General features: G+C 55.2%; 24 protein-coding genes. All 24 read left to right on the top strand.

The genetic code is table 11. The features are described from left to right. Positions 1–186 precede the first annotated feature (186 nt). Positions 187–4,260 (top strand): DNA-directed RNA polymerase subunit beta, encoded by a 4,074-nt coding sequence (gene rpoB, locus C4J92_RS23820; protein WP_057724824.1) that lies wholly within the window; start codon positions 187–189, stop codon positions 4,258–4,260. 64 nt (positions 4,261–4,324) lie between these two features. Beyond that, positions 4,325–8,524, top strand: a complete 4,200-nt coding sequence (gene rpoC / locus C4J92_RS23815) for a DNA-directed RNA polymerase subunit beta' (RefSeq protein ID WP_124364615.1) — start codon at positions 4,325–4,327, stop codon at positions 8,522–8,524. 216 nt (positions 8,525–8,740) lie between these two features. After that, positions 8,741–9,112, top strand: coding sequence for a 30S ribosomal protein S12 (rpsL, locus tag C4J92_RS23810; RefSeq protein WP_002555494.1), 372 nt, complete (start codon positions 8,741–8,743; stop codon positions 9,110–9,112). Between the two features lie 118 nt (positions 9,113–9,230). Beyond that, positions 9,231–9,701, top strand: a complete 471-nt coding sequence (rpsG, locus tag C4J92_RS23805; RefSeq protein WP_002555493.1) for a 30S ribosomal protein S7 — start codon at positions 9,231–9,233, stop codon at positions 9,699–9,701. Positions 9,702–9,731: 30 nt separating this feature from the next. Beyond that, the gene (gene fusA, locus C4J92_RS23800) at positions 9,732–11,837 is read left to right on the top strand and encodes an elongation factor G (protein ID WP_124364614.1); all 2,106 of its coding nucleotides are present in this window, start codon (positions 9,732–9,734) and stop codon (positions 11,835–11,837) included. A 30-nt stretch (positions 11,838–11,867) separates the two neighbouring features. Next, positions 11,868–13,061, top strand: coding sequence for an elongation factor Tu (gene tuf / locus C4J92_RS23795; RefSeq protein WP_003176426.1), 1,194 nt, complete (start codon positions 11,868–11,870; stop codon positions 13,059–13,061). A gap of 159 nt (positions 13,062–13,220) precedes the next feature. Then, positions 13,221–13,532 (top strand): 30S ribosomal protein S10, encoded by a 312-nt coding sequence (rpsJ, locus tag C4J92_RS23790; protein ID WP_003186070.1) that lies wholly within the window; start codon positions 13,221–13,223, stop codon positions 13,530–13,532. 81 nt (positions 13,533–13,613) lie between these two features. Next, on the top strand, positions 13,614–14,249 hold the full coding sequence (rplC, locus tag C4J92_RS23785) for a 50S ribosomal protein L3 (RefSeq protein WP_003176425.1): 636 nt from the start codon (positions 13,614–13,616) through the stop codon (positions 14,247–14,249). 12 nt (positions 14,250–14,261) lie between these two features. After that, on the top strand, positions 14,262–14,864 hold the full coding sequence (gene rplD, locus C4J92_RS23780; RefSeq protein WP_057014518.1) for a 50S ribosomal protein L4: 603 nt from the start codon (positions 14,262–14,264) through the stop codon (positions 14,862–14,864). Continuing rightward, the gene (gene rplW, locus C4J92_RS23775) at positions 14,861–15,160 is read left to right on the top strand and encodes a 50S ribosomal protein L23 (protein WP_002555488.1); all 300 of its coding nucleotides are present in this window, start codon (positions 14,861–14,863) and stop codon (positions 15,158–15,160) included. The genes rplD and rplW overlap by 4 nt, the downstream gene beginning before the upstream one ends. 14 nt (positions 15,161–15,174) lie before the next feature. Then, positions 15,175–15,999, top strand: a complete 825-nt coding sequence (rplB, locus tag C4J92_RS23770) for a 50S ribosomal protein L2 (RefSeq protein WP_003176423.1) — start codon at positions 15,175–15,177, stop codon at positions 15,997–15,999. A 16-nt stretch (positions 16,000–16,015) separates the two neighbouring features. Beyond that, positions 16,016–16,291 (top strand): 30S ribosomal protein S19, encoded by a 276-nt coding sequence (gene rpsS / locus C4J92_RS23765; RefSeq protein ID WP_002555486.1) that lies wholly within the window; start codon positions 16,016–16,018, stop codon positions 16,289–16,291. Between the two features lie 11 nt (positions 16,292–16,302). Then, positions 16,303–16,635, top strand: coding sequence for a 50S ribosomal protein L22 (gene rplV, locus C4J92_RS23760; RefSeq protein ID WP_003103908.1), 333 nt, complete (start codon positions 16,303–16,305; stop codon positions 16,633–16,635). A gap of 13 nt (positions 16,636–16,648) precedes the next feature. After that, positions 16,649–17,335 carry a 30S ribosomal protein S3 gene (gene rpsC / locus C4J92_RS23755; protein ID WP_003176422.1) on the top strand — a complete coding sequence of 229 codons (687 nt, stop codon included), beginning with the start codon at positions 16,649–16,651 and terminating at the stop codon, positions 17,333–17,335. Between the two features lie 12 nt (positions 17,336–17,347). Beyond that, positions 17,348–17,761 (top strand): 50S ribosomal protein L16, encoded by a 414-nt coding sequence (rplP, locus tag C4J92_RS23750; RefSeq protein ID WP_003232424.1) that lies wholly within the window; start codon positions 17,348–17,350, stop codon positions 17,759–17,761. Then, a complete protein-coding gene (gene rpmC, locus C4J92_RS23745) occupies positions 17,761–17,952 on the top strand; it encodes a 50S ribosomal protein L29 (protein WP_002555481.1) in 192 nt (63 codons plus the stop codon). Before rplP ends, rpmC begins: the two co-directional genes overlap by 1 nt. A 2-nt stretch (positions 17,953–17,954) precedes the next feature. Then, positions 17,955–18,221: a 30S ribosomal protein S17 gene (gene rpsQ / locus C4J92_RS23740; RefSeq protein WP_003176419.1), complete on the top strand. Its 267-nt coding sequence runs from the start codon at positions 17,955–17,957 to the stop codon at positions 18,219–18,221. A gap of 23 nt (positions 18,222–18,244) precedes the next feature. Further along, on the top strand, positions 18,245–18,613 hold the full coding sequence (rplN, locus tag C4J92_RS23735; protein ID WP_002555479.1) for a 50S ribosomal protein L14: 369 nt from the start codon (positions 18,245–18,247) through the stop codon (positions 18,611–18,613). 11 nt (positions 18,614–18,624) lie between these two features. Further along, positions 18,625–18,939, top strand: coding sequence for a 50S ribosomal protein L24 (rplX, locus tag C4J92_RS23730; protein ID WP_003176416.1), 315 nt, complete (start codon positions 18,625–18,627; stop codon positions 18,937–18,939). Positions 18,940–18,959: 20 nt separating this feature from the next. Then, positions 18,960–19,499, top strand: coding sequence for a 50S ribosomal protein L5 (rplE, locus tag C4J92_RS23725; RefSeq protein WP_003176415.1), 540 nt, complete (start codon positions 18,960–18,962; stop codon positions 19,497–19,499). A 13-nt stretch (positions 19,500–19,512) separates the two neighbouring features. Next, a complete protein-coding gene (gene rpsN, locus C4J92_RS23720) occupies positions 19,513–19,818 on the top strand; it encodes a 30S ribosomal protein S14 (protein ID WP_003176414.1) in 306 nt (101 codons plus the stop codon). Between the two features lie 209 nt (positions 19,819–20,027). Next, complete coding sequence (gene rpsH / locus C4J92_RS23715; RefSeq protein ID WP_003176413.1) at positions 20,028–20,420, top strand: 30S ribosomal protein S8; 393 nt, start codon at positions 20,028–20,030, stop codon at positions 20,418–20,420. A 12-nt stretch (positions 20,421–20,432) separates the two neighbouring features. Next, positions 20,433–20,966, top strand: coding sequence for a 50S ribosomal protein L6 (rplF, locus tag C4J92_RS23710; RefSeq protein ID WP_003176412.1), 534 nt, complete (start codon positions 20,433–20,435; stop codon positions 20,964–20,966). A 10-nt stretch (positions 20,967–20,976) separates the two neighbouring features. Next, on the top strand, positions 20,977–21,327 hold the full coding sequence (gene rplR, locus C4J92_RS23705) for a 50S ribosomal protein L18 (RefSeq protein ID WP_017135964.1): 351 nt from the start codon (positions 20,977–20,979) through the stop codon (positions 21,325–21,327).

Genomic DNA, 21,327 nt, shown 5'->3' with positions numbered 1-21,327 from the left:
GCTGAAGGCTGATGGCTGGTGGCTCTTGCCACCGGCCTTTTTCCGTTCTTGGCTGACGACTCGGTCGCCGCCATTAACGCGCTGTAGCCACCCGATGCGGTGGTGCAAACCATGGGGTTTGCAAGATTTTCTGGCTGCTCCCGTCGGGAGGGCCAAACAAGCAGGTGACCAAGCTGGGGAACGCTGATGGCTTACTCATATACTGAGAAAAAACGTATCCGCAAGGACTTTAGCAAGTTGCCGGACGTCATGGATGTCCCGTACCTTCTGGCTATCCAGCTGGATTCGTATCGTGAATTCTTGCAGGCGGGAGCGACCAAAGATCAGTTCCGCGACGTGGGCCTGCATGCGGCCTTCAAATCCGTTTTCCCGATCATCAGCTACTCCGGCAATGCTGCGCTGGAGTACGTCGGTTATCGCCTGGGCGAACCGGCATTTGATGTCAAAGAATGCGTGTTGCGCGGTGTTACGTACGCCGTACCTTTGCGGGTAAAAGTCCGTTTGATCATTTTCGACAAAGAATCGTCGAACAAAGCGATCAAGGACATCAAAGAGCAAGAAGTCTACATGGGCGAAATCCCACTGATGACTGAAAACGGTACCTTCGTTATCAACGGTACCGAGCGCGTAATCGTTTCCCAGCTGCACCGTTCCCCGGGCGTGTTCTTCGACCACGACCGCGGCAAGACGCACAGCTCCGGTAAGCTCCTGTACTCCGCGCGGATCATTCCGTACCGCGGTTCGTGGTTGGACTTCGAGTTCGACCCGAAAGACTGCGTGTTCGTGCGTATCGACCGTCGTCGCAAGCTGCCGGCCTCGGTACTGCTGCGCGCGCTCGGCTATACCACTGAGCAAGTGCTGGACGCCTTCTACACCACCAACGTATTCAGCCTGAAGGATGAAACCCTCAAGCTGGAGCTGATCGCTTCGCGTCTGCGTGGTGAAATTGCCGTCCTGGACATCCAGGATGAAAAAGGCAAGGTCATTGTTGAAGCTGGCCGTCGTATTACCGCGCGCCACATCAACCAGATCGAAAAAGCCGGTCTCAAAGAGTTGGAAGTGCCGCTGGACTACGTCCTGGGCCGCACTACCGCCAAGGTCATCGTTCACCCGGCTACAGGCGAAATCCTGGCTGAGTGCAACACCGAGCTGAACACCGAGATCCTGGCCAAAATTGCCAAGGCCCAGGTCGTTCGCATCGAGACCCTGTACACCAACGACATCGACTGCGGTCCGTTCATCTCCGACACGCTGAAGATCGACTCCACCAGCAACCAATTGGAAGCGCTGGTCGAGATCTATCGCATGATGCGTCCTGGTGAGCCGCCAACCAAAGACGCTGCCGAGACCCTGTTCAACAACCTGTTCTTCAGCCCTGAGCGCTATGACCTGTCTGCGGTCGGCCGGATGAAGTTCAACCGTCGTATCGGTCGTACCGAAATCGAAGGTTCGGGCGTGCTGTGCAAGGAAGACATCGTCGCGGTACTGAAGACCCTGGTCGACATCCGTAACGGCAAAGGCATTGTCGATGACATCGACCACCTGGGTAACCGTCGTGTTCGCTGCGTAGGCGAAATGGCCGAGAACCAGTTCCGCGTTGGCCTGGTACGTGTTGAGCGTGCGGTCAAAGAGCGTCTGTCGATGGCTGAAAGCGAAGGCCTGATGCCGCAAGACCTGATCAACGCCAAGCCAGTGGCTGCAGCGGTGAAAGAGTTCTTCGGTTCCAGCCAGCTCTCGCAGTTCATGGACCAGAACAACCCGCTCTCCGAGATCACCCACAAGCGCCGTGTCTCCGCACTTGGCCCGGGCGGTCTGACCCGTGAGCGCGCTGGCTTTGAAGTCCGTGACGTACACCCGACGCATTACGGTCGTGTATGCCCGATCGAAACGCCGGAAGGTCCGAACATCGGTCTGATCAACTCCCTGGCCGCTTATGCGCGCACCAACCAGTATGGCTTCCTTGAGAGCCCGTACCGTGTGGTGAAGGAAGGTCTGGTCACCGACGAGATCGTGTTCCTGTCCGCCATCGAAGAAGCTGATCACGTGATCGCTCAGGCTTCGGCCACGATGAACGACAAGAAAGTCCTGATCGACGAGCTGGTAGCCGTTCGTCACTTGAACGAGTTCACCGTCAAGGCGCCGGAAGACGTCACCTTGATGGACGTATCGCCCAAGCAGGTAGTTTCGGTTGCAGCGTCGCTGATCCCTTTCCTGGAGCACGATGACGCCAACCGTGCGTTGATGGGTTCCAACATGCAGCGTCAAGCTGTACCGACCCTGCGAGCCGACAAGCCGCTGGTAGGTACCGGCATGGAACGTAACGTAGCCCGTGACTCCGGCGTTTGCGTCGTGGCTCGTCGTGGCGGCGTGATCGACTCCGTTGATGCCAGCCGTATCGTGGTTCGTGTTGCAGATGACGAAGTTGAAACCGGTGAAGCCGGCGTCGACATCTACAACCTGACCAAATACACCCGTTCGAACCAGAACACCTGCATTAACCAGCGTCCGCTGGTGCGTAAGGGTGATCGCGTTCAGCGTAGCGACATCATGGCTGACGGCCCGTCCACCGACATGGGTGAGCTGGCACTGGGTCAGAACATGCGCATCGCGTTCATGGCCTGGAACGGTTACAACTTCGAAGACTCCATCTGCCTGTCGGAACGAGTTGTTCAAGAAGATCGCTTTACCACGATCCACATCCAGGAACTGACCTGTGTGGCGCGTGACACCAAGCTTGGGCCAGAGGAAATCACTGCAGACATCCCGAACGTGGGTGAAGCTGCACTGAACAAGCTGGACGAAGCCGGTATCGTTTATGTAGGTGCTGAAGTTGGCGCTGGCGACATCCTGGTCGGTAAGGTCACCCCGAAAGGCGAGACCCAGCTGACTCCGGAAGAGAAGCTGCTGCGTGCCATCTTCGGTGAAAAAGCCAGCGATGTTAAAGACACCTCCCTGCGTGTACCTACCGGTACCAAGGGTACTGTCATCGACGTACAGGTCTTCACCCGCGACGGTGTTGAGCGTGATGCTCGTGCACTGTCCATCGAGAAGACTCAACTCGACGAGATCCGCAAGGACCTCAACGAAGAGTTCCGTATCGTTGAAGGCGCGACCTTCGAACGTCTGCGCTCCGCTCTGGTAGGCCACAAGGCTGAAGGCGGCGCAGGTCTGAAGAAAGGTCAGGACATCACCGATGAAATCCTCGACGGTCTTGAGCACGGCCAGTGGTTCAAACTGCGCATGGCTGAAGATGCTCTGAACGAGCAGCTCGAGAAGGCCCAGGCCTACATCGTTGATCGCCGCCGTCTGCTGGACGACAAGTTCGAAGACAAGAAGCGCAAACTGCAGCAGGGCGATGACCTGGCTCCGGGTGTGCTGAAAATCGTCAAGGTTTACCTGGCAATCCGTCGTCGCATCCAGCCGGGCGACAAGATGGCCGGTCGTCACGGTAACAAGGGTGTGGTCTCCGTGATCATGCCGGTTGAAGACATGCCGCACGATGCCAATGGCACCCCGGTCGACGTCGTCCTCAACCCATTGGGCGTACCTTCGCGTATGAACGTTGGTCAGATCCTCGAAACCCACCTGGGCCTCGCGGCCAAAGGTCTGGGCGAGAAGATCAACCGTATGATCGAAGAGCAGCGCAAGGTCGCAGACCTGCGCAAGTTCTTGCACGAGATCTACAACGAGATCGGCGGTCGCAACGAAGAACTGGACACCTTCACCGACCAGGAAATCCTGGATCTGGCGAAGAACCTGCGCGGCGGCGTTCCAATGGCTACCCCGGTGTTCGACGGTGCCAAGGAAAGCGAAATCAAGGCCATGCTGAAACTGGCAGACCTGCCGGAAAGCGGCCAGATGCAACTGTTCGATGGCCGTACCGGCAACAAGTTCGAGCGCCCGGTTACTGTTGGCTACATGTACATGCTGAAGCTGAACCACTTGGTAGACGACAAGATGCACGCTCGTTCTACCGGTTCGTACAGCCTGGTTACCCAGCAGCCGCTGGGTGGTAAGGCTCAGTTCGGTGGTCAGCGTTTCGGGGAGATGGAGGTCTGGGCACTGGAAGCATACGGTGCTGCATACACTCTGCAAGAAATGCTCACAGTGAAGTCGGACGATGTGAACGGTCGTACCAAGATGTACAAAAACATCGTGGACGGCGATCACCGTATGGAGCCGGGCATGCCCGAGTCTTTCAACGTGTTGATCAAAGAAATTCGTTCCCTCGGCATCGATATCGATCTGGAAACCGAATAACACGTGACGCGAATCGAGAGCGGGGCAGTGATGCCCGCTCTCTGCTCCGCCAGGAGGAAAGGCCTTGAAAGACCTACTGAATTTGCTGAAAAACCAGGGTCAAGTCGAAGAGTTCGACGCCATCCGTATTGGACTGGCATCGCCTGAGATGATCCGTTCGTGGTCGTTCGGTGAAGTTAAAAAGCCGGAAACCATCAACTACCGTACGTTCAAACCTGAGCGTGACGGCCTGTTCTGCGCCAAGATCTTTGGCCCGGTAAAGGATTACGAGTGCCTGTGCGGTAAGTACAAGCGCTTGAAGCACCGTGGTGTGATCTGCGAGAAGTGCGGCGTTGAAGTTGCGCTGGCCAAGGTTCGTCGTGAGCGCATGGCGCACATCGAACTGGCTTCGCCGGTTGCCCACATCTGGTTCCTGAAATCGCTGCCGTCCCGTATCGGCTTGCTGATGGACATGACCCTGCGTGATATCGAACGCGTTCTCTACTTCGAGAGCTATGTCGTTATCGACCCAGGCATGACCACCCTTGAAAAAGGTCAGCTGCTCAATGACGAGCAGTACTTCGAAGCGCTGGAAGAGTTCGGTGATGATTTCGATGCCCGCATGGGTGCCGAAGCTGTCCGCGAACTGCTGCACGCTATCGACCTGGAACACGAGATTGGCCGTCTGCGCGAAGAAATTCCGCAAACCAACTCCGAAACCAAGATCAAGAAGCTGTCCAAGCGTCTGAAGTTGATGGAAGCCTTCCAGGGTTCCGGCAACTTGCCAGAGTGGATGGTGCTGACCGTTCTGCCGGTTCTGCCGCCAGATCTGCGTCCGCTGGTACCGTTGGACGGTGGTCGTTTCGCGACGTCCGACCTCAACGACCTGTACCGCCGCGTGATCAACCGTAACAACCGCTTGAAGCGCCTGCTCGATCTGTCCGCTCCGGACATCATCGTGCGCAACGAAAAGCGTATGTTGCAAGAAGCGGTCGACGCCTTGCTCGACAACGGTCGTCGTGGCCGCGCTATCACCGGTTCCAACAAGCGTCCTCTGAAATCCCTGGCTGACATGATCAAGGGTAAGCAAGGTCGTTTCCGTCAGAACTTGCTCGGTAAGCGTGTTGACTACTCCGGTCGTTCGGTAATTACCGTAGGCCCGACCCTGCGTCTGCACCAGTGCGGTCTGCCTAAGAAGATGGCGCTCGAGCTGTTCAAGCCGTTCATCTTCGGCAAGCTGGAAATGCGCGGTCTTGCGACCACCATCAAAGCGGCCAAGAAAATGGTCGAGCGCGAGCTGCCAGAGGTTTGGGACGTTCTCGCTGAAGTGATTCGCGAACACCCGGTTCTCCTCAACCGTGCACCGACCCTTCACCGTCTGGGTATCCAGGCGTTTGAACCGGTACTGATCGAAGGCAAGGCTATCCAGCTGCACCCTCTGGTCTGTGCTGCGTACAACGCCGACTTCGACGGCGACCAAATGGCCGTGCACGTTCCGCTGACACTGGAAGCCCAGTTGGAAGCGCGTGCGTTGATGATGTCGACCAACAACATCCTGTCGCCAGCCAACGGTGAGCCAATCATCGTTCCGTCGCAGGACGTTGTATTGGGTCTGTACTACATGACCCGTGAAGCGATCAACGCCAAGGGTGAAGGTCGTGTGTTCGCTGACCTGCAGGAAGTTGACCGTGTGTTCCGTGCCGGCGAAGCCGCACTGCACGCCAAGGTCAAAGTGCGGATTCACGAAACCGTCAACGACCGTGACGGCGGCAGCGTGAGCAATGTTCGTATCGTCGACACGACTGTCGGCCGTGCGCTGTTGTATCAGGTTGTACCAAAAGGTTTGTCGTACGACGTCGTCAACCTGCCAATGAAGAAAAAGGCGATCTCCAGGCTGATCAACCAGTGCTACCGCGTGGTTGGTTTGAAAGAGACCGTGATCTTCGCTGACCAGTTGATGTACACCGGTTTTGCTTATTCGACCATTTCCGGCGTTTCCATCGGTGTTAACGACTTTGTTATCCCAGATGAAAAAGCTCGCATCATCGCGGCTGCAACCGATGAAGTGAAAGAGATCGAGAGCCAGTACGCCTCCGGCCTGGTAACCCAGGGCGAGAAGTACAACAAGGTGATCGACCTTTGGTCCAAGGCCAACGACGAAGTTTCCAAGGCGATGATGGCCAACCTCTCGAAAGAGAAAGTCATCGACCGTCACGGCGACGAAGTTGACCAGGAATCCTTCAACTCGATGTACATGATGGCCGACTCGGGCGCACGGGGTTCTGCTGCGCAGATCCGTCAGCTCGCCGGTATGCGTGGCCTGATGGCCAAGCCGGACGGTTCTATCATCGAGACGCCGATTACAGCGAACTTCCGTGAAGGGTTGAGCGTACTCCAGTACTTCATCTCCACTCACGGTGCTCGTAAAGGTCTGGCGGATACCGCGTTGAAAACCGCTAACTCCGGTTACCTGACGCGTCGTCTGGTAGACGTTGCCCAGGATCTGGTTGTAACCGAGATCGATTGCGGCACCGAGCATGGCCTGGTGATGACTCCGCACATTGAAGGCGGTGACGTTGTAGAGCCACTGGGTGAGCGCGTATTGGGTCGTGTTATTGCCCGTGACGTCTTCAAGCCGGGTACCGAGGAAGTTATCGTTCCTGCCGGCACTCTGGTAGACGAGAAGTGGGTCGAGTTCATCGAACTCAACAGCATCGACGAAGTGATCGTTCGTTCGCCGATCAGCTGTGAAACCCGCTATGGCATCTGCGCCAAGTGCTACGGCCGTGACCTGGCTCGTGGTCACCAGGTGAACATCGGTGAAGCGGTCGGCGTTATCGCTGCCCAGTCCATCGGTGAGCCGGGTACCCAGCTGACCATGCGTACGTTCCACATCGGTGGTGCGGCAAGCCGGACCTCCGCAGCCGACAGCGTTCAGGTGAAGAATGGCGGTACTGTCCGTCTGCACAACCTGAAACACGTTGAGCGAGTGGATGGCCACCTGGTTGCTGTGTCCCGTTCCGGTGAGCTGGCAATCGCTGATGACTACGGTCGTGAGCGTGAGCGTTACAAGCTGCCGTACGGTGCTGTGATTTCGGTTAAAGAAGGTGACAAGGTCGACGCTGGCGCAATCGTGGCCAAGTGGGATCCGCACACTCACCCAATCGTTACCGAAATGAAAGGTACCGTGACCTACGTGGGCATGGAAGAAGGCATCACGATCAAGCGTCAGACTGACGAATTGACCGGTATGACCAACATTGAAGTACTCGACGCGAAAGATCGTCCAGCTGCCGGTAAAGACATCCGTCCTGCCGTGAAGATGGTCGATGACAACGGCAAGGACTTGTTGCTGCCAGGCACTGACGTAATCGCTCAGTACTTCCTGCCAGCCAACGCCCTGGTCGGTGTAGCGGATGGTGCGAAGATCGCGATCGGTGATGTTATCGCGCGTATCCCGCAAGAAACTTCGAAGACTCGAGACATCACCGGTGGTCTGCCGCGTGTTGCCGACTTGTTCGAAGCTCGTCGTCCGAAAGAAGCGTCGATTCTGGCTGAAGTCAGCGGCACCATCGCGTTCGGTAAAGAGACCAAGGGCAAGCGTCGTCTGGTCATTACTCCGAACGACGGTAGCGATCCGTACGAAGAGCTGATTCCGAAGTGGCGTCACCTGAACGTCTTTGAAGGCGAACAGGTAAACCGCGGCGAAGTTATCTCCGACGGCCCGAGCGACCCACACGATATCCTGCGTCTGCTGGGTGTGAGTGCGCTGGCCAAGTACATCGTTAACGAGATCCAGGACGTTTATCGTCTGCAAGGCGTGAAGATCAACGATAAGCACATCGAGACCATCCTGCGTCAGATGTTGCGTAAAGTTGAAATCGCTGAATCCGGCGATTCCAGTTTCATCAAGGGCGACCAGATGGAATTGACTCACGTACTCGTAGAGAACGAGCGTCTGGCTGGCGACGAGAAATTCGTTTCCAAGTTCACTCGCGTGCTGCTGGGTATCACCAAGGCGTCGTTGTCCACTGAGTCGTTCATCTCGGCGGCCTCCTTCCAGGAGACCACTCGCGTACTGACCGAAGCAGCGGTAACCGGCAAGCGCGATTACCTGCGCGGCCTGAAAGAAAACGTGGTCGTGGGTCGTCTGATCCCGGCTGGTACCGGTTTGGCTTACCACAGCGAGCGCAAGCGCCGCCGTGACGCTGACAAGCCGTTGCGCGTAAGCGCCAGTGAAGTGGAAGCTGCACTGACCGAAGCGCTGAACTCAAGCGGTAACTGAGTTCTGCGATAAATAAGTCCGGGCCCTGGCAGCCCCATTCGTCGGATCGAGGCATTTTTGCCCCGGTTCGACGGGCGGGGAGGTCGGGGCCTTGCCTTGACTGGGGGCAAGATCCTCTTTAGACTCTTGTACCCCTAAATTTGGCGGGAATTCGTTCCTGCCATTTTGCTTTTCTTGCAAGACAATAGCGTCGCAAGACAACAGTGGAGCTAGTAGATGGCAACTATCAACCAGCTGGTACGTCAGCCGCGTAAGCGTATCGTCGAGAAATCCGACGTGCCTGCGCTGCAGAACTGCCCGCAACGTCGTGGCGTATGCACCCGTGTGTATACCACCACGCCGAAAAAACCTAACTCGGCACTGCGTAAAGTATGCCGTGTGCGCCTGACCAACGGTTTCGAGGTTTCCTCGTACATCGGCGGTGAAGGCCACAACCTGCAAGAGCACAGCGTGGTACTGATCCGCGGCGGTCGTGTAAAAGACTTGCCAGGTGTTCGTTATCACACCGTACGCGGCTCCTTGGATACTTCCGGCGTTAAAGGTCGTAACCAGGGTCGTTCGAAGTACGGTACCAAGAAGCCTAAGTAGTAACGGCTTTTTGTAAACCTGAATCATCTTATTTTCTGAGTCGATAAGAGTAAGGTCGGAGGCGTCCCGAAAGGGCACCGATTCCGAGCGAACCTGAAGACCGTTTGAGGGCTTATCCATGCCAAGAAGACGCGTAGCAGCCAAGCGCGAAGTGCTTGACGATCCAAAATACGGAAGCCAAATTCTGGCCAAGTTCATGAACCACGTAATGGAAAGCGGCAAGAAAGCCGTTGCCGAGCGTATCGTTTATGGCGCGCTGGAAAAGGTTAAAGAACGCAAGAACAGCGACCCCCTGGAAATCTTCGAGAAAGCTCTCGACGCCATCGCTCCGCTGGTCGAAGTGAAGTCGCGCCGTGTAGGCGGTGCTACTTACCAGGTTCCGGTTGAAGTTCGTCCGTCCCGTCGTAACGCTCTGGCAATGCGCTGGTTGGTAGACTTCGCCCGTAAGCGCGGCGAGAAGTCTATGGCCCTGCGTTTGGCCGGCGAACTGTTGGACGCTGCTGAAGGTAAAGGTGCTGCTGTTAAGAAGCGTGAAGACGTGCACCGTATGGCTGAAGCTAACAAAGCTTTCTCGCACTACCGCTTCTAATTTTAGCTTCACTAATTTTGCGAGGGCTTTATGGCTCGTACTACTCCGATTAGCCGCTACCGTAATATCGGTATCGTCGCTCACGTGGATGCTGGTAAAACCACCACCACCGAGCGCGTACTGTTTTACACCGGCAAAAGTCACAAGATGGGCGAGGTGCATGACGGCGCCGCGACCACAGACTGGATGGTTCAGGAGCAGGAGCGTGGTATTACCATTACTTCTGCTGCTATTACCGCCTTCTGGAAAGGTTCCGAGAAGCAATACAAAGACGAGCACCGCTTCAACGTAATCGATACCCCGGGCCACGTAGACTTCACCATTGAAGTTGAACGTTCCCTGCGCGTACTCGACGGCGCTGTCGTTGTGTTCTGCGGTACCTCGGGTGTTGAGCCACAGTCGGAAACCGTATGGCGTCAAGCCAACAAATACGGCGTTCCACGTCTTGTTTACGTAAACAAGATGGACCGTGCTGGTGCCAACTTCCTGCGCGTGATCGGTCAGATCAAGCAACGTCTGGGTCACACTCCGGTGCCGATCCAGTTGGCTATCGGTTCCGAAGATAATTTCCAGGGCCAGATCGATCTGCTGACCATGGAAGCTGTCTATTGGAACGATGCCGACAAAGGTATGGTTCCTGTTCGCAAGCCTATCCCTGCTGAACTGCAGGAACTGGCTGACGAATGGCGCAACAACATGGTTGAAGCTGCGGCCGAAGCCAACGAAGAGCTGATGAACAAGTACCTCGAAGGTGAAGAACTCACCAACGTGGAAATCAAGGCTGCTCTGCGTCAGCGTACTATCGCTGGTGAGATCGTCCTGGCTGTTTGTGGCTCCTCGTTCAAGAACAAGGGCGTTCCCCTGGTTCTCGATGCTGTGATCGACTACCTGCCGGCACCGGTTGATATTCCTGCCATCAAGGGTACCGACCCGGATGACGAGACTATCGAGCTGGAGCGTCATGCAGACGACGCAGAACCGTTTTCCGCTCTGGCATTTAAAATTGCCACTGACCCATTCGTGGGTACCTTGACCTTCGTCCGCGTTTACTCGGGCGTGTTGAACTCCGGCGACGGCGTAATCAACTCGGTTAAAGGCAAGAAAGAGCGCGTGGGTCGTATGGTGCAAATGCATGCAAACGCCCGCGAAGAGATCAAGGAAGTACGCGCTGGTGACATCGCGGCCTTGATCGGCATGAAGGACGTCACCACCGGTGAAACCTTGTGCAACGCTGACAAGCCAATCATCCTGGTTCGCATGGACTTCCCGGAGCCGGTTATTTCGGTTGCCGTTGAGCCTAAGACCAAGGATGACCAGGAAAAAATGGGTATCGCTCTGGGCAAGCTTGCTCAGGAAGATCCATCTTTCCGCGTCAAGACTGATGAAGAGACTGGTCAAACGATCATCTCGGGCATGGGCGAGCTTCACCTGGACATCCTGGTTGACCGGATGCGCCGTGAGTTCAACGTCGAAGCCAACATCGGTAAGCCTCAGGTTTCCTATCGTGAGCGCATCACGAAGAGCTGTGAAATCGAAGGCAAGTTCGTTCGTCAGTCCGGCGGTCGTGGTCAGTTCGGTCACTGCTGGATCCGTTTTGCTCCTGCTGACGAAGGTCAGGAAGGTCTGCAATTCGTGAACGAAGTAGTAGGTGGTGTTGTTCCTAAGGAATACATCCCTGCTATCCAGAAGGGTATCGAAGAGCAGATGAAGAACGGTGTTGTTGCCGGCTATCCGCTGATCGGCCTGAAAGCAACCGTTTTTGACGGTTCTTACCACGACGTCGACTCCAACGAGATGGCGTTTAAGGTGGCTGCCTCCATGGCAACCAAGCAACTGGCCCAGAAGGGCGGTGGTGAGTTGCTTGAGCCAATCATGGCGGTAGAAGTTGTTACACCTGAAGACTATATGGGTGATGTCATGGGCGACCTTAACCGTCGTCGCGGCATGATCTTGGGTATGGAAGACACGGTTTCCGGCAAAGTGATTCGCGCCGAGGTTCCGTTGGGTGAGATGTTCGGTTATGCGACCGACGTTCGCTCCATGTCTCAGGGTCGCGCAAGCTACTCTATGGAATTCAAAAAATACAACACAGCTCCGGCGCACATCGCTGAAACTGTATCCAAAAAACAAGGCTGATTCAGTCCTTTAGGCAAGGAGTTAATTGTCGTGGCTAAAGAAAAATTTGATCGTTCCCTACCGCACGTCAACGTTGGCACTATCGGTCACGTTGACCACGGTAAAACCACTCTGACTGCTGCTCTGACTCGCGTTTGCTCCGAAGTATTCGGTTCCGCAATCGTTGATTTCGATAAAATCGACAGCGCACCAGAAGAAAAAGCTCGTGGTATCACCATCAACACCGCGCACGTTGAATACAACTCGCTGATCCGTCACTACGCTCACGTTGACTGCCCAGGTCACGCTGACTATGTGAAGAACATGATCACCGGTGCTGCCCAGATGGACGGCGCAATCCTGGTTTGCTCGGCCGCTGATGGTCCGATGCCACAAACCCGTGAGCACATCCTGCTGTCCCGTCAGGTTGGCGTTCCGTACATCGTGGTTTACCTGAACAAGGCTGACCTGGTAGACGACGCTGAGCTGCTGGAACTGGTTGAGATGGAAGTGCGCGATCTGCTGAGCACTTACGACTTCCCAGGTGACGACACTCCGATCATCATCGGTTCTGCTCGTATGGCTCTGGAAGGCAAAGACGACAACGAAATGGGCACCACGTCCGTTCGTAAACTGGTTGAGACTCTGGACAGCTACATCCCAGATCCAGTCCGTGTTATCGACAAGCCGTTCCTGATGCCAATCGAAGACGTATTCTCGATCTCCGGTCGCGGTACTGTTGTAACTGGCCGTATCGAGCGCGGTATCGTCAAGGTTCAAGATCCACTGGAAATCGTTGGTCTGCGTGACACTACCGTCACCACCTGCACCGGTGTTGAAATGTTCCGTAAACTGCTCGACGAAGGTCGTGCTGGCGAGAACTGCGGCGTTCTGCTGCGTGGTACCAAGCGTGACGACGTTGAGCGTGGCCAGGTTCTGGTCAAGCCAGGTTCGGTTAAGCCGCACACCAAGTTCGAAGCTGAAGTGTACGTGCTGAGCAAAGAAGAAGGCGGCCGTCACACTCCGTTCTTCAAAGGCTACCGTCCACAGTTCTACTTCCGTACTACTGACGTGACTGGTAACTGCGAACTGCCGGAAGGCGTAGAAATGGTAATGCCAGGCGACAACATCAAAATGGTTGTCACCCTGATCAAAACCATCGCTATGGAAGACGGTCTGCGTTTCGCAATCCGTGAAGGCGGCCGTACCGTTGGTGCTGGCGTTGTAGCTAAAATCATCGAGTAATTATCTCTTCTGAGATAGTTCTGATGTTTTGAAAAGGCCCCCGCTCAGCGGGGGCCTTTTTTATTGGGTTGACACCTATCAGGGCCGTCTATAGAATTGCGCCTCCTTTTAACGGGCGTATTGCGCTCGCTGGGAATAGCAGCCGGAGTCTGAAATCCAATGCAAAATCAGCAAATCCGTATCAGGTTGAAGGCTTTTGACCATCGCCTGATCGACCAATCCACCCAGGAAATCGTGGAAACCGCGAAACGTACTGGTGCTCAAGTGCGTGGTCCAATTCCACTGCCTACCCGTAAAGAGCGGTTCACCGTTCTGGTCTCCCCGCACGTCAACAAAGACGCGCGTGACCAGTACGAGATCCGCACTCATAAGCGCGTACTGGACATCGTCCAGCCAACGGATAAAACCGTTGACGCACTTATGAAGCTTGATCTGGCGGCCGGTGTGGAAGTACAGATCAGCCTCGGCTAAGACTTGGGTCTTAGTCGTGTAACGCTCTGAAATGGGCGGCCATAGCGGGTGAAAGCCCCGTACACTCATGAGGTTTACAACATGACTATTGGTGTAGTCGGTCGTAAATGCGGTATGACCCGTATTTTCACCGAAGAAGGTGTCTCCATTCCGGTCACGGTCATTGAGATCGAGCCGAATCGCGTCACCCAGTTCAAAACTGAAGAAACCGATGGCTATCGTGCAGTGCAAGTCACTGTCGGCGAGCGTCGTGCTTCGCGCGTGACTGCTGCTCAAGCAGGTCACTTCGCTAAAGCAAACGTTGCAGCTGGTCGCACCGTCATGGAGTTCCGTCTTGAAGACGGCGACTACAAGGCTGGCGATCTGATCAACGCTGAAATCTTCGCCGCTGGTCAACTGGTTGATGTAACCGGTCAGTCCAAGGGTAAAGGCTTCCAGGGTACGATCAAGCGTTGGAATTTCCGTGGTCAAGACAACACTCACGGTAACTCCGTTTCCCACCGCGTCCCGGGCTCTATTGGCCAGTGCCAGACTCCTGGTCGTGTATTCAAGGGCAAAAAAATGTCCGGTCATATGGGCGCTGAGCGCGTGACCGTGCAGTCCCTCGAAGTAGTGCGCGTCGACGCTGAACGCAATCTGTTGTTGGTCAAGGGTGCTGTTCCTGGCGCTACTGGCGGCAACCTGGTTGTACGTCCAGCGGCCAAGGCTCGCGGTTAAGGGGAAGCTGACATGCAATTAAATGTAAATGACGCTCAAGCGATCGAAGTTTCCGAACTGACATTTGGCGGCGAATTCAACGAGACGCTGGTTCACCAAGCAGTCGTGGCCTACATGGCCGGCGGCCGTCAAGGTAGCAAGCAGCAAAAGACCCGTTCCGACGTACGTGGTGGCGGTAAGCGCCCTTGGCGTCAGAAAGGCACTGGCCGTGCTCGTGCCGGTACTATCCGTAGCCCAATCTGGCGTGGCGGTGGTACCACTTTCGCAGCTCGTCCACAGGATCACTCTCAGAAGCTCAACAAGAAGATGTACCGCGCAGCACTGCGCTCCATCCTTGCTGAACTCGTGCGTACTGATCGTCTGGTCGTGGTTCAGGACTTCGCTGTTGAAAGTCCAAAAACCAAAGAACTGCTGGGCAAACTGACCAACATGAGCCTGACCGATGTTTTGATCGTGTCTGAAGCTGTTGATCAGAACCTGTACCTGGCTGCTCGCAACCTGCCTCACGTTGATGTACGTGACGTGCAAGGTTCCGATCCAGTTAGTCTGATCGCATACGACAAGGTGTTGATCACCGTGTCGGCCGTGAAGAAATTCGAGGAGCTGCTGGGATGAACCAGGAACGCGTATTTAAAGTTCTGCTTGGCCCGCACGTTTCCGAAAAGGCTACGGTTCTGGCTGACAAGAAAGGCCAGTTCGTTTTCAAGGTTGCAACTGACGCAACCAAGCTGGAAATCAAGAAGGCCGTCGAAAGCCTGTTCAGCGTGAAAGTAGAGCGTGTTACTACCCTGAATGTTCTGGGTAAGAGCAAGCGCACTGCTCGCGGTCTGGGCAAGCGTAATGACTGGAAGAAGGCGGTTATCTCCCTTCAGCCAGGCCAAGATCTCGATTTCAGCAGCAGTGCTGAGTAAGGAAGGGGTGCATCATGGCAATCGTTAAATGCAAACCGACTTCCCCTGGCCGCCGTTTTGTGGTCAAGGTGGTCAACCAGGAGCTGCATAAAGGCGCTCCTCACGCACCGCTGCTCGAGAAGAAATCGAAGACTGGTGGTCGTAACAACAATGGTCGTATTACCACTCGTCACATCGGTGGTGGCCATAAGCAGCATTATCGTCTGGTCGATTTCCGTCGCAACGACAAAGATGGCATCTCCGCCACTGTCGAGCGTATTGAATACGATCCAAACCGTACTGCTCACATCGCTCTGCTGCTGTACGCAGATGGCGAGCGTCGCTACATCATCGCCCCTAAAGGCGTGAGTGCTGGTGACCAGCTGATCGCAGGTGCCTTGGCACCGATCAAGCCGGGCAACGCTCTGCAACTGCGCAACATTCCAGTTGGTAGCACCGTACACGGCATCGAATTGAAGCCAGGTAAAGGCGCGCAAATCGCTCGTTCCGCTGGTGCTTCGGCTCAGCTGATCGCTCGTGAAGGTGTCTACGTGACCCTGCGTCTGCGTTCTGGTGAGATGCGTAAAGTACTGGCTGAATGCCGTGCGACCCTGGGTGAAGTCTCGAACTCCGAGCACAGCCTGCGTTCGCTGGGTAAAGCTGGTGCCAAACGCTGGCGTGGCGTTCGCCCAACCGTTCGTGGTGTTGCCATGAACCCGGTTGACCACCCACACGGTGGTGGTGAAGGTCGTACCTCTGGTGGTCGTCATCCGGTATCGCCATGGGGCTTCCCGACTAAGGGCGCGAAGACTCGTGGTAATAAGCGTACCGACAAAATGATCGTCCGTCGTCGCAAGTAAATAGAGGGATACGACAGTGCCACGTTCTCTGAAAAAAGGTCCTTTTATTGATCTTCACCTACTGAAGAAGATCGAAGTGGCGGCGGAAAAGAACGATCGCAAACCAGTTAAAACCTGGTCGCGTCGTTCGATGATCCTGCCACAAATGGTCGGTTTGACCATCGCAGTACACAACGGTCGTCAACACGTCCCAGTTCTCGTTAACGAAGACATGGTCGGCCACAAACTGGGCGAGTTTGCCGGTACCCGCACTTATCGTGGGCACGTGGCAGACAAGAAAGCCAAGCGTTAAGGGGTTAGGAAATGGAAGTAGCCGCTAAGTTGTCGGGCGCTCGAATCTCCGCCCAGAAAGCCCGCTTGGTCGCCGACCAGATCCGCGGGAAGAAGGTGGGCGAAGCGCTCAACCTGTTGGCTTTCAGCAGTAAGAAAGCCGCCGAGATCATGAAGAAAGTGCTGGAGTCGGCCGTAGCCAACGCCGAGCATAACGAAGGCGCAGACGTTGATGACCTGAAGGTCAGCACCGTTTTCGTCAACGAAGGGCGTTCGCTGAAGCGCATCATGCCACGTGCCAAAGGCCGTGCTGATCGCATCGTCAAGCGGTCTTGCCATATCACTGTCAAGGTTGCTGACAAGTAACGGAGTCGAAGAGATGGGTCAGAAAGTACATCCCATTGGCATTCGCCTGGGAATCGTCAAGGAACACACCTCCGTCTGGTATGCAGACGGCCGGACTTATGCGGACTATTTGTTCGCTGATCTGAAGGTGCGTGAGTATCTCCAAGACAAACTAAAAAGCGCGTCCGTAAGCCGTATCGATATCCATCGCCCGGCGCAAACCGCACGTATCACCATCCACACCGCTCGTCCAGGTATCGTTATCGGGAAGAAAGGTGAAGATGTTGAGAAACTGCGTCAGGACCTGACCAAGCAAATGGGTGTGCCTGTGCACATCAATATCGAAGAGATCCGCAAGCCGGAGCTCGACGGTATGCTGGTTGCGCAGAGCGTAGCTCAGCAGCTGGAGCGTCGTGTCATGTTCCGTCGCGCTATGAAGCGCGCTGTACAGAACGCCATGCGCATTGGTGCCAAAGGCATCAAAATCCAAGTGAGCGGTCGTCTCGGCGGTGCTGAAATCGCACGTACTGAATGGTATCGCGAAGGTCGTGTGCCATTGCACACCCTGCGTGCCGACATCGACTATGCCAACTACGAAGCTCACACCACTTACGGTGTGATCGGTGTAAAGGTTTGGATCTTCAAAGGCGAAGTAATTGGTGGTCGCCAAGAAGAACTGAAACCACAAGCACCAGCGCCTCGTAAAAAAGCTGCTAAGTAAGGGGTACGCCAAATGTTGCAACCAAAGCGTACGAAGTTCCGCAAGCAGATGACAGGCCACAACCGTGGTCTGGCTCAGCGCGGTAGCAAAGTCAGCTTCGGCGAGTTCGCGCTGAAGTCTGTAGCTCGTGGTCGTCTCACCGCTCGTCAGATCGAGTCAGCGCGTCGTGCTCTGACCCGTCACGTAAAACGTGGCGGCAAGATCTGGATCCGTGTATTCCCGGACAAGCCGATCTCCAAAAAACCTCTCGAGGTTCGGATGGGTAAAGGTAAGGGTAACGTGGAATACTGGGTAGCCCAGATTCAGCCAGGCAAAGTCCTGTATGAAATCGAGGGTGTAACTGAAGAGCTGGCGCGTGAGGCTTTTGCCCTGGCTGCTGCAAAGCTGCCGCTCGCCACCGCCTTTGTTAAACGGACGGTGATGTGATGAAAGCGAATGAACTTCGTGAAAAATCCGCACAGCAGCTGAACGAGCAACTGCTCGGCCTGCTGCGCGACCAGTTCAATCTGCGCATGCAGAAAGCAACTGGCCAGTTGGGGCAGTCTCATCTGCTCTCGCAAGTTAAGCGCGACATCGCTCGCGTGAAGACTGTGCTCAACCAGCAGGCAGGTAAGTGATCATGGCTGAAGCCGAAAAGACTGTCCGTACGCTGACTGGCCGTGTTGTCAGCGACAAGATGGACAAAACCATCACCGTTTTGATCGAGCGTCGCGTTAAGCACCCGATCTACGGTAAATATGTTAAGCGTTCGACTAAGCTGCACGCGCACGACGAAACCAATCAGTGCCACATCGGCGACAAAGTCACTATTCGTGAAACTCGTCCGCTGGCCAAGACCAAGTCTTGGGCATTGGTTGATGTTCTCGAACGCGCTGTGGAAGTCTAAGGACTAGGGGTCGGAGAAATTATATGATTCAGACTCAATCCATGCTCGATGTGGCCGATAACAGCGGCGCTCGCCGCGTTATGTGCATCAAGGTGCTGGGTGGCTCCCATCGTCGTTACGCTGGTATCGGTGACATCATCAAAGTTACCGTCAAGGAAGCAATTCCTCGCGGTAAAGTGAAAAAAGGCCAAGTGATGACTGCTGTTGTAGTCCGCACTCGTCACGGCGTACGTCGTGCTGATGGCTCCATTATCCGCTTTGATGGCAACGCTGCTGTTCTTCTGAACAACAAGCAAGAGCCTATCGGCACCCGTATCTTTGGGCCAGTGACCCGTGAACTTCGTACTGAGAAGTTCATGAAGATCGTCTCGCTCGCCCCAGAAGTGCTGTAAGGAGATCCGACATGCAAAAGATTCGTCGTGACGACGAGATCATCGTGATCGCCGGCAAAGACAAAGGTAAGCGCGGTAAGGTGCTTAAGGTTCTCGCTAATAACCGTCTGGTTATCGGCGGTCTGAACCTGGTCAAGCGTCATACCAAGCCTAACCCGATGTCGGGCGTGCAGGGCGGTATCGTCGAAAAAGAAGCTCCGCTGGACGCTTCTAACGTCGCCATTTTCAACGGCGAAACCAACAAGGCTGACCGCGTTGGTTTCAAAGTAGAAGATGGCAAGAAAATTCGTGTCTTCAAGTCGACCCAAAAAGCGGTTGATGCTTGAACACTGCTAGGTAGAAGACCATGGCACGACTAAAAGAGATTTACTGGAAAGAAATCGCACCGAAACTTAAGGAAGAACTTAAGCTTTCGAACGTGATGGAAGTTCCACGCGTTACCAAAATCACCCTGAACATGGGTTTGGGCGAAGCGGTCGGTGACAAAAAAGTCATCGAGCACGCTGTTGCTGACCTGGAAAAGATCACCGGTCAAAAAGTCGTTGTGACTTACGCTCGGAAATCCATCGCTGGCTTTAAAGTCCGCGAAGGCTGGCCGATCGGCGTCAAAGTGACTCTGCGCCGTGAGCGTATGTACGAATTCCTGGATCGCCTGCTGTCGATCTCCCTGCCTCGGGTTCGCGACTTCCGCGGCCTGAATGCCAAGTCCTTCGATGGTCGTGGTAACTACAGCATGGGCGTGAAAGAGCAGATCATTTTCCCGGAAATCGACTACGACAAGATCGATGCTCTCCGCGGTCTGGACATCACCCTGACCACCACTGCCAAGAACGATGATGAAGGTCGCGCCCTGTTGCGTGCTTTCAAATTCCCGTTCCGCAACTGATTGGAGTAGGACCATGGCCAAGATGAGCATGAAAAACCGCGAGCTGAAACGTCAGCTCACGGTTGCCAAGTACGCCAAGAAGCGTGCAGCACTGAAAGCAATCATCGTTGATCTGAACGCAAGTCCAGAAGCGCGTTGGGAAGCTACAGTTGCTCTGCAGAAGCAGCCACGTGACGCAAGCGCCTCGCGCATGCGTAACCGCTGCCGCCTGACCGGTCGTCCACACGGCGTTTACCGCAAGTTCGGCCTCGGCCGTAACAAACTGCGTGAAGCGGCAATGCGTGGTGACGTACCAGGTCTGGTTAAAGCCAGCTGGTAAGTACTTTCAGCGTCAAGGTGGTTGGTATCGCAAGATACTGACCGCCGGTGACCTTGAATCTGGAACAAGCCCCTTTTGGGGCTTGTTTCATTTCCGGACTGTGTCTAAAATACGCGGCTCGCCTGAGCCCGTGTTTTTTACGCTCGGAGATTCTCGGCGACATATGTAGCCGCAAGGCTAATTTTTTGTGTATTAGGAGCGTCTAGCCCATGAGTATGCAGGACCCGTTAGCGGACATGCTAACTCGTATCCGTAATGCCCAGATGGCTGAAAAGTCCGTCGTAAGCATGCCATCTTCCAAGTTGAAGGTAGCTGTTGCCAAAGTCCTGAAAGACGAAGGTTACATTGCGGGTTATCAGATCAGCAGCGAAATCAAGCCGTTGCTGTCCATCGAGCTGAAGTACTTCGAAGGCCGTTCGGTCATCGAGGAAGTGAAGCGCGTTAGCCGTCCAGGCCTGCGTCAGTACAAGTCCGCTGAAGATCTGCCGAAAGTTCGTGGCGGTCTGGGCGTGTCTATCGTCTCCACCAACAAAGGTGTGATGACGGATCGTGCTGCGCGCGCTGCCGGTGTCGGCGGCGAAGTTCTTTGCACTGTGTTCTAAGGGGGGATAAGCATGTCTCGCGTCGCTAAGAACCCCGTTAAGCTGCCAGCCGGTGTCGAAGTCAAATTCGCAGGCCAACAGCTTTCGGTGAAGGGTGCCAAGGGCACTCTTGAACTGAACATCCATTCGTCCGTTGAGATCGTTGAAGAGGCTGGTGAGCTGCGTTTCGCTGCTCGCAATGGCGATCAACAAACTCGCGCAATGGCCGGTACCACGCGTGCGTTGGTAAACAATATGGTCCAAGGCGTAAGCCAAGGCTTCGAGCGTAAGCTCCAACTGGTCGGTGTTGGTTACAAAGCGCAAGCAAAAGGCACGGTTCTGAACCTTGCCCTTGGCTTCTCGCACCCAGTGGATTACGAACTGCCGGAAGGCATCACCGCTGAGACCCCTAGCCAAACCGATATCCTGATCAAGGGCATCGATAAGCAGCTGGTAGGTCAGGTGGCCGCTGAGATCCGCGACTTCCGTCCACCAGAGCCGTACAAAGGCAAAGGTGTGCGCTACGCGGACGAAGTCGTCCGTCGTAAAGAAGCCAAGAAGAAGTAGGGCATAGCAAATGACCGACAAAAAAGTTACTCGACTGCGTCGCGCTCGCAAAGCACGCCTGAAAATGCACGAACTCGAAGTCGTGCGTCTCTGCGTGTACCGCTCGTCGCAGCATATCTACGCCCAGGTCATCTCGGCCGACGGCAACAAAGTCCTGGCAAGCGCCTCGACTTTGGATAAAGAACTGCGTGATGGTGCCACCGGCAACATCGACGCGGCCACAAAGGTTGGCCAGCTGGTCGCTACACGTGCTAAGGCCGTGGGCGTCTCGCAAGTGGCTTTCGACCGCTCTGGCTTCAAGTACCACGGCCGCGTTAAAGCGCTGGCTGATGCTGCTCGTGAAGCTGGGCTGGAGTTCTAA

The organism is Pseudomonas sp. R3-18-08 (assembly GCF_003852065.1).
In the GTDB taxonomy this organism is placed as follows: domain Bacteria; phylum Pseudomonadota; class Gammaproteobacteria; order Pseudomonadales; family Pseudomonadaceae; genus Aquipseudomonas.
The sequence above is the reverse complement of the archived record's forward strand: the minus strand, read 5'-3'. Positions and strand labels throughout refer to the sequence as shown.

Coding starts and splice junctions, on each gene's coding strand:
- rpsJ (WP_003186070.1), top strand. CDS start 13,221: ATGCAAAATCAGCAAATCCGTATCAGGTTGAAGGCTTTTGACCATCGC.
- rplC (WP_003176425.1), top strand. CDS start 13,614: ATGACTATTGGTGTAGTCGGTCGTAAATGCGGTATGACCCGTATTTTC.
- rplR (WP_017135964.1), top strand. CDS start 20,977: ATGACCGACAAAAAAGTTACTCGACTGCGTCGCGCTCGCAAAGCACGC.
- rpsH (WP_003176413.1), top strand. CDS start 20,028: ATGAGTATGCAGGACCCGTTAGCGGACATGCTAACTCGTATCCGTAAT.
- rplD (WP_057014518.1), top strand. CDS start 14,262: ATGCAATTAAATGTAAATGACGCTCAAGCGATCGAAGTTTCCGAACTG.
- rpoB (WP_057724824.1), top strand. CDS start 187: ATGGCTTACTCATATACTGAGAAAAAACGTATCCGCAAGGACTTTAGC.
- rpsQ (WP_003176419.1), top strand. CDS start 17,955: ATGGCTGAAGCCGAAAAGACTGTCCGTACGCTGACTGGCCGTGTTGTC.
- rpmC (WP_002555481.1), top strand. CDS start 17,761: ATGAAAGCGAATGAACTTCGTGAAAAATCCGCACAGCAGCTGAACGAG.
- rplW (WP_002555488.1), top strand. CDS start 14,861: ATGAACCAGGAACGCGTATTTAAAGTTCTGCTTGGCCCGCACGTTTCC.
- rplB (WP_003176423.1), top strand. CDS start 15,175: ATGGCAATCGTTAAATGCAAACCGACTTCCCCTGGCCGCCGTTTTGTG.
- rplF (WP_003176412.1), top strand. CDS start 20,433: ATGTCTCGCGTCGCTAAGAACCCCGTTAAGCTGCCAGCCGGTGTCGAA.
- rpsG (WP_002555493.1), top strand. CDS start 9,231: ATGCCAAGAAGACGCGTAGCAGCCAAGCGCGAAGTGCTTGACGATCCA.
- rplE (WP_003176415.1), top strand. CDS start 18,960: ATGGCACGACTAAAAGAGATTTACTGGAAAGAAATCGCACCGAAACTT.
- fusA (WP_124364614.1), top strand. CDS start 9,732: ATGGCTCGTACTACTCCGATTAGCCGCTACCGTAATATCGGTATCGTC.
- rpsN (WP_003176414.1), top strand. CDS start 19,513: ATGGCCAAGATGAGCATGAAAAACCGCGAGCTGAAACGTCAGCTCACG.
- rplN (WP_002555479.1), top strand. CDS start 18,245: ATGATTCAGACTCAATCCATGCTCGATGTGGCCGATAACAGCGGCGCT.
- rpsC (WP_003176422.1), top strand. CDS start 16,649: ATGGGTCAGAAAGTACATCCCATTGGCATTCGCCTGGGAATCGTCAAG.
- rpsL (WP_002555494.1), top strand. CDS start 8,741: ATGGCAACTATCAACCAGCTGGTACGTCAGCCGCGTAAGCGTATCGTC.
- rplV (WP_003103908.1), top strand. CDS start 16,303: ATGGAAGTAGCCGCTAAGTTGTCGGGCGCTCGAATCTCCGCCCAGAAA.
- rplX (WP_003176416.1), top strand. CDS start 18,625: ATGCAAAAGATTCGTCGTGACGACGAGATCATCGTGATCGCCGGCAAA.
- rplP (WP_003232424.1), top strand. CDS start 17,348: ATGTTGCAACCAAAGCGTACGAAGTTCCGCAAGCAGATGACAGGCCAC.